The organism is Chitinophaga sp. 05T412 (genome assembly GCF_056396465.1).
This window is the reverse complement of sequence record NZ_JBFTLN010000008.1, coordinates 426,199-434,126: the sequence shown is the minus strand read 5'-3', so window position 1 is coordinate 434,126 and position 7,928 is coordinate 426,199. Positions and strand designations below refer to the sequence as shown.

The 7,928-nt window shown below is 44.9% G+C and carries 6 protein-coding genes and 1 tRNA gene; 6 read left to right on the top strand and 1 reads right to left on the bottom strand.

The window, feature by feature from the left end:
* From AC1DFM_RS19820 to AC1DFM_RS19795, 6 genes are all read left to right on the top strand, one after another.
* A tRNA-His gene (locus AC1DFM_RS19820) sits at positions 1 to 73 on the top strand.
* Between the two features lie 113 nt (positions 74 to 186).
* Positions 187 to 444 carry a hypothetical protein gene (locus AC1DFM_RS19815; protein WP_477078482.1) on the top strand — a complete coding sequence of 86 codons (258 nt, stop codon included), beginning with the start codon at positions 187 to 189 and terminating at the stop codon, positions 442 to 444.
* 3 nt (positions 445 to 447) lie between these two features.
* The gene (locus tag AC1DFM_RS19810; RefSeq protein ID WP_477078481.1) at positions 448 to 1,083 is read left to right on the top strand and encodes an ATPase; all 636 of its coding nucleotides are present in this window, start codon (positions 448 to 450) and stop codon (positions 1,081 to 1,083) included.
* Between the two features lie 65 nt (positions 1,084 to 1,148).
* A complete protein-coding gene (locus tag AC1DFM_RS19805; protein ID WP_477078480.1) occupies positions 1,149 to 1,700 on the top strand; it encodes a DUF445 domain-containing protein in 552 nt (183 codons plus the stop codon).
* Between the two features lie 193 nt (positions 1,701 to 1,893).
* The gene (locus AC1DFM_RS19800; RefSeq protein ID WP_477078479.1) at positions 1,894 to 4,455 is read left to right on the top strand and encodes a TonB-dependent receptor; all 2,562 of its coding nucleotides are present in this window, start codon (positions 1,894 to 1,896) and stop codon (positions 4,453 to 4,455) included.
* A 167-nt stretch (positions 4,456 to 4,622) separates the two neighbouring features.
* Positions 4,623 to 7,103 (top strand): TonB-dependent receptor, encoded by a 2,481-nt coding sequence (locus AC1DFM_RS19795; RefSeq protein WP_477078478.1) that lies wholly within the window; start codon positions 4,623 to 4,625, stop codon positions 7,101 to 7,103.
* 100 nt (positions 7,104 to 7,203) lie between these two features.
* Here AC1DFM_RS19795 and AC1DFM_RS19790 read toward each other — a convergent pair whose 3' ends face one another.
* The gene (locus tag AC1DFM_RS19790) at positions 7,204 to 7,917 is read right to left on the bottom strand and encodes a protein-L-isoaspartate(D-aspartate) O-methyltransferase (protein WP_477078477.1); all 714 of its coding nucleotides are present in this window, start codon (positions 7,915 to 7,917) and stop codon (positions 7,204 to 7,206) included.
* Between the last annotated feature and the right edge of the window lie 11 nt (positions 7,918 to 7,928).

The window sequence follows — 7,928 nt, the reverse complement described above, 5'->3', positions numbered from 1 at the left end:
GGTTGTAGCTCAGTTGGTTAGAGCATCAGATTGTGGTTCTGAGGGTCGAGGGTTCGAAACCCTTCAATCACCCAAAAGGTAAAAAAGGCTTCTGTAAAAAGAAGCCTTTTTTGTTTTGAGGAATCGTTTATTAGATATATTTCTCCACTTTCTTTAAATTAGTATTCTGAAAATTAAACCATCTAAATGAGACCGTTAACTGAAATAGAAAAAAGGGCACAAATTGCTGTGATGAAGGTTCGGGAGGAATCTCTGAAGAACGGTAAAACATTTATGATGTTTGATAAACATCTTCCAAGCGGTCAATATTATATGGAATATCCTGATGGCAAAATAAAAATTGTTACCGCTTCACGTAAAGACCAGGACTTTATTGTTGAAAAAGAATTAACCCAAAGCCAGGCTGATGTAATCAGAGCTGGACTCTCTGCTCAATTCATTTAACAAGTGCCCACCCTCTATATTATTGCTGGATCTAATGGAGCAGGGAAATCATCTGCAGGTCCCCAAATGTTTCCGGAAGCGATTATGAAGGCTCATCCTCCATTTGATGGAGATAAATTAAAGTTGCTAAAACAACTTGAGTTCCGCAAGTTGGCCAATGGATCTTACAAAGAAGCCGGCCGCATGGCAGATGAATTTGTAGATATGGCTTTTGAAACTCAATACAAGTCTGCATTATCAAATAGAGATGACTTCGTTTATGAAGGCCATTTTAAAGAAGAAAGTAGCTGGAATCTTATTCGGACCTTCAAAGGAGAAAAGTATAAAATACATATGCTCTTCATGGGACTTGCCTCCATCGAAGTTTCCTTAGATAGAGTTCAACAGCGTGCATTCAATGGTGGCCACAATGTACCTCCGTATGAAATCGAAAAAAACTACCTTGGTAATTTATATAAACTGAATCAGCATTTCAATCTCATAGATGAACTTGTAATACTTGACACTACTGAAAGAGTAACTATTCACCTTGCAACCAAGAAAGATAACATTATCACTTTACATTCTCCTATCTCTGAACTGCCGACCTGGTTCATTTACGGCCTTCCTGACATATACAAACAAGCAGAAACAAACTAACACAGTATAAAACCTTCTTTTATTACTCTTCAATTTTCTACATTTGTGAAAATCAATTTCTCATAATGATCTTTCTCCTTCCCCTCCTCGCTGCAATCATTGGCTGGCTCCTCAATAGTCTTGCGCTCACCCTGTTTTTCCGTCGTGTCTTCCCTAAAAGACAAGCTCAACTAGCTGCCAGTATCGGCGCCATGGTAGGTAAGCAATTGTTTTCTTTTGATGCCATCAAAACCAAACTCACTGATCCGGAAAAGATCAAAAAAATTATTCCACTGGTAGAAGCGCACCTGGATACTTTTTTACGGGAGAAGTTACCCAAAGCAATGCCTGTACTCTCCATGTTTATCGGCGATAGTATCGTGAACCAGATCAAAACCCACCTGGTAGCGGAACTGGATACCCTGTTCCCTTTAATGATTGGTCAATACCTCGATAACGTACAGCAGGAACTAGACCTGGAGAAAATTGTTTCCCGGAAAATTGCGGGTATCTCTGCGCAACAGCTCGAAGCGACCGCCAACAACCTGTTGAAAAATGAACTGCAAAGCTTCAAACTCCTGGGCGCCATCAGCGGATTGATTACCGGCTTAATCTGCGTAGGCCTCTCCCTGTTATAACCCATTTAAAATAACTCTGTTAACTACTGTTAAATCGCCGGGTCTGTTAACTACTGTTAAGACCTCTTAGCGGCCATTTTTGCAATTTCCTGCGGGCAATCGCTCCGCTCATCACAATCTCAAACCATTCATACCAGCACCCCGATACATTTGTCCTTATCTGAGAAGAAAGTCCGGATAAAAAACGATAAGGATGAAAAAATGCTACGTAGTTCTTACTGCTATACTGTTGTGGCAAACAGGCGCTTTTGCACAGGCGCCTAAAACAGCAGGTACACAGCAGGGACCAGGACAAACAGGACGACCCAACATGCCACAAATTGGCCACTTATACGGCAAACTGGTAGATGCTAAAACCGGAAAGCCCATCGAATATGCTTCCGTTACATTACTCAAACAACGGGATTCCTCACTGATCACCGGCATGCTCACCAAGCCCAACGGCGATTTCAGTCTCGAAAATCTGCCCTTCGGCCCCATGATACTGCGCGTTAACTTCATGGGATATACGAATCTGCAGAAAAAAGTAGTGATCACCGCACAAACAACAGAACAGGATCTCGGAAATATAAAACTAGCGCAAAACGTAAAAACACTGCAGAGCGTAGAGGTAACCGGGCAAAAAAGCGCGTTTACCATGGGCATCGATAAAAAAGTGTTTAACGTAGACCGTAACCTCACCAGCGTGGGCGGTACTGCACAGGATGTACTGAAAAACGTTCCTTCCGTAAATATAGACCTGGATGGTAACGTAACCGTCAGGAATGCCGCACCTACTATTTTTGTAGATGGAAAACCGTCTACCCTCACCCTGGATCAAATCCCTGCAGATGCTATCGAAAGCGTAGAATTGGTCACCAATCCTTCTGCCAAATATGATGCAGAAGGGATGTCGGGTATCCTGAATATTGTGCTGAAGAAAAACCGCAAAGCAGGCTTCAACGGCGCTATTAACGCGGGAATAGGTACCGGCAACAAATATAATGGTGGCGGCAATATCAATATCCGTCAGGGCAAATTCAATGTGTTTGCCAACTATAACATCAACGCCAACCGCAACTGGGCCGATGGTACTACCAGTCGTAGTAACTACCGTAGCGGCGCAGCAGCAGATACCAACTACCTCTTCCAGAACAGCAACAGCACCAGCAAACCCATGTTCCAGTTCGGACGATTCGGGGTTGACTATATGCTCGACAACCGGAACACCATTTCCGTGGCACAAAATATCGTGGCCGGTGATTTCAAAAATACAGAAGACCTGCTGAGCACCTTCTCCGATAAAACACATACCATCACCGGTATCAGCGATCGTTTAAACAATAACAAATTCAGCTTCCGGAACTACACCACCACCCTGAGTTTCAAGCATACTTTTGCCCAACCCAACAAAGAATGGACGGCAGATATCAACTATAATAAAAGTTCCAACAGCCGCAACGGCGACTACCTGACACAAGCCCAAAATCCAATGGGCATGCCACTCGGACAAGCCATGCTGCAAAATAATACCAGTGATGGTAAAACTACTTTCATGACCTTCCAAACGGATTATACCAATCCCATTGGAAAAAATGGTAAACTGGAAGTCGGCGCCAAAGCCACCGTACGCCAATATACCAGCGCTTATAATGTGTATGATAAAGACACTATTACCGGTCTGTTTGTACCCAATTCGCTACTGTCCAATAACTACAAATACAACGAAGAAATATATGCCGGCTACGCCAACTTTGCCAATACCATCGGTAACTTCGGCTACCAGGCAGGATTACGCGTAGAGCAGTATGTATATGCCGGAGAAAATGAAGGCACCAAATACAAACCTACCAAAGCTGTACCCGGTTTGTATCCCAGCCTGTTCCTCTCCGAAAAATTAAAACACGACCAGGAACTGCAGCTCAACTACTCCCGCCGCGTAAACAGGCCGACCTTCTTTCAGCTGATTCCATACCGCGATTACAGCGATCCGCAAAATCAGCGCGAAGGTAATCCCAATCTGAAACCGGAGTATACGAACAGCTTTGAGTTTTCTTATGTAAAAAACTGGGGAAACAGCAATTTCCTCGGTAGCATTTATTTCAGGAATACTAACAATATGATTTCTACCATCAGTACCCCTATCGGCGCCGATACCCTGCTGACGCAGTATATCAATGCCAACCGGAGTAACTCTTATGGTGCGGAATTAACCATGAAAAATCAGATCCTTAAAGGATGGGATGTTACCAGCAATGTGAACCTGTATCAAACAGATATGAAGGTAAATACCAATGGACATAACTTTGATAACAACGGTTTCAGCTGGTTTGCCAAAATAAACTCTGAAACCAAACTGCCGGCTAATTTCACCTTCCAGGTAAATGCTACGTACCAGGCGCCTACCATTGCACTGCCTTCTTCCGGCGGTGGTGGCCGTGGCGGCGGCGGTGGTGGATTCAACCAGATTCCGTCTTCCGCACAAGGTACCATCAAAGGCTTCAGCACCGTAGATGTGGCCGTGAAAAAAGATTTCCTGAAAAACAAAGCCGCTTCCGTAACGCTGAGTTTGTCCGATATCTTCAATACCCGCCAGTACGAGCTGAACCAGGTATCGCCGGAGTTTGCACAGGACTATATCCGCAAACGTGAATCACGTATACTGAAACTGAACTTCAGCTACCGCTTCGGTAAATTTGATGCCTCGCTGTTTAAAAAGAAAAAGAAAGATCAGGGAAGCGACTCGCAGATGGGTGACCCTATGCAGAGCTTCTAAAAGATAGAAGATGGTGAATGCAAACCACAGGCCGGTAAGCCCCGCTACAGCGAGGCTGCCGGCCATGTTTTTTTAGCTACCACTCATCATATTTCGTTAATGTTTACACTTTCGCCTGTTACTTTTATGGTGTTGTTGTATCACTTGTAAAGTTGCTAAATCCACGCATGCGAAATTTTCTATTCCTCATGTTCGTGCTGATTGTTATGTCTTATAACGTCAACGCACAAACGACGGCTCCGGCGCCATTGAAAGTTACCGGAAAAGTAGCGGATATTGTCACCGCCAAACCCATCGAATACGCTTCTGTTGTATTACTTAAACAGGCCGACTCCAGCATGGTAACAGGTGCTTACACCACTCCTGCCGGTACCTTCACGCTCAATAATATTGCACCCGGCATCTACATTTTACGCATCACCTTTATGGGATACGAAAAACTGGAAAAAGCGGTTCGCGTAACGGAAGGCAAAAATACGCTCGCCGGCACCCTGCGCCTGCAATCCGCCGGGAAGGTGTTGAATGCTGTGGAAATCAAAGCAGAGAAGCCCGCCTTCTCCATGCAGATAGATCGCCAGGTATTTGATGCCGGCAACATGATCAATGCAGAAGGAGGCACGGGAACGGATATACTAAAAAATATTCCCAGTGTAGATGTAGACATTGATGATAACATTACCCTCAGAGGAAAAAGCGTGACCATCTACGTAGATGGGAAACCATCTCCTTTCGGTGATGCAAAGACAGCCCTGCAAATGATTCCCGCAGAAAGCATTGACCGCGTGGAAGTGATCAATAACCCTTCGGCCAAATTTGAGGCGAACGGCAGCGGTGGTATTATCAACATCGTGCTGAAAAAGGATAAGGCCATCGGGTATAACGTGATGTTCAACGCCGGCGGCGCCACCCGCGGTGAAGCCAATGGTAGCGTGAATGCCAGCCTCCGGATGAAACGCTTCAACTTCTTCGGTAATTATAATGGTCGCTACGAAAACGTTAATGGCAGCGGACTCAGCTCCCGACAGAACCTCGTGGCCGACAGCAGCCATACTTCTTTCTTCACCCAATCCAGTAAAAACGAGAACACCAACAGCAACAATGGCGGCCGCTTTGGATTTGACTATTTCCTGGATGATCATAATACCTTCACCATCTCCCAAGGTATTAACCGCAGCAGAAGCAATAATGAGGACAACATCTACCTCAATTACATGGATGAAAAAAGAGAAACCCTGCGCTACGGTAACCGCAATAACAACAGCGATAACCACAGCAGTAACAATAATACGAACCTGAACTACAAACACACGTTTGCCAAAGAAAACCAGGAATTAACCGCCTACATCAGTTACAGCGGTAACAAAAGCGATGGCAACAGTGGGTATAATACCCAGTATCACTACCAGGGCGTAGACACCCTGCCCAACGCCGACAAACAACGAAATAACAGCAATAACGGCAACCGGTTCTGGAATATACAATCGGATTATACCTCCCCCATAGGAAAAAAAGGTAAGCTGGAAGCGGGCGTAAAAGCCACTATGCGGCATATCGATAATAACTACATCGCGTCTTTGTACGACTGGTCCGTAAAAGATTACCTGGTAAGTTCCGGTTTATCTAACCAGTATAATTATGAAGAAGATATTTTTGGAGGCTATCTCAACTTCGCCAATGCCATCGGTAATTTGGGCTACCAGGTGGGGGTACGGGCGGAACAATCGTTCCTGAAGGGCTACTCTGTGACCAGAGATACCACCGTAAATAATAAGTTCTTCAACCTGTTTCCCAGCGTGTTTCTGAAGTATAACCTACCCAAAAATCAGAACCAGAGCCTGGTATTCAACTACTCTACCCGCATTGACCGGCCTAATTTCGACCAGTTACTGCCTTATATCAATAACTCTGATCCGCAAAACATCCKGACCGGTAACCCCGAACTGCAGCCGGCTTTGTCGCATAAGTTTGAAATGAGCTACTCCGTGTATTATCCCAAAACCAATAATTACCTGAGTACCAGCACCTACTATGCGCAAACCAATGATAACATTGACCGCATCAGCACCCTGGACACCATTTCCGGCGTTACCACCACCAAACCCATGAACCTGGCTACGCAGCAAAATATTGGTGGCAACGTATCCTATAGCTTAAATATCAGCAAATGGTGGAAGGTATGGGCCAACCTGAACCTGGAATATAATAAGCTCACCAGCATTACTGTCAATAACGAAAACTTCAGTTACGGGCTAAACGGTAATACCCAATTTCGTTTACCCGGCAGGGTGAGTATTGAGCTGGGTGGCCACTTCCGCTCTCCCAGGATACAGCCCCAGGGTACGTTTAAAGCCATGAATGGCATGGACCTCGGCATTCGCAAAGAGTTCCTGAAAACAAAGGCACTCGTAGTAGCCCTGAATATCTCAGATATCCTGAATACACAGCAATTCAACTCACATTACGAAACAGCTACGTTCATACAGGATTATGACCGCAAAAGAGCCACCCGCTTCATCCGGCTGAATGTGCGCTACCGGTTTGGCAAAATGGACCCTAACCTGTTCAAGAAAAAGAAACCACAACCTGAGGAAGAAGAGAAGAAAGATGAGGAGAAAGAAAAGCCGAAGGAAGGAACAGGAAGATTATAGTGAATTTTGTTTTGATGATAAAAGATTAGGGGAGATAGCCGCTGATGGCTATCTCCCCTAATCTTTTATATCTTATTACATCATCCAAAACAAACCTGCGCTACTTCTTTCCCGCCAGCATGGGCACAAAAGAAAAGTTATCGAACAGCTCCTGTTCGTTTTCTGTATCGCTGATTTTAGTAATCCGCAGCATCCGCTGAACTTCCTGTCCGCCTACGGGGATCACCATTTTACCACCTATCTTCATCTGTTGCAGCAGCTTTTCCGGAATATGTGGTGCGGCTGCAGTCACCAGTACTTTATCGAAGGGGGCATAGGTAGACAGCCCTTCATAGCCGTCTCCATAAAACAGCCGGAGATTGGGATACTGCGACTTAAAAGGGAATAACTTTACCTGGTCAAACAGCCGCCGTTGCCGCTCTATGCTAAAAACATTGGCTTTCAGTTCTGCCAGTACGCAGGCCTGGTAGGCGCTACCGGTACCGATTTCCAGCACTTTCTCATAGGGTTTCACTTCCAGCAACTGGGTCTGGTAGGCTACCGTATATGGCTGCGAAATAGTTTGTCCCTCCCCGATTGGGAAAGCCCTGTCGTCATAGGCTATACTTTCAAAAGCCGTATCAAGGAAAAAATGTCTGGGAATATTGCCGATAGCCGCCAGTACGTTTTCATCTGTAATACCTTTCTGACGGATACTATCAACTAACTGTTTGCGTAATCCTTTTTGTTTATAAGTATCTTCATACCGCCTCATGGCCGCAAAATTAACCATTACGGGACGATTTTCAATGTATTTTGGAATCTGTAATTTCACACATTCGTTTT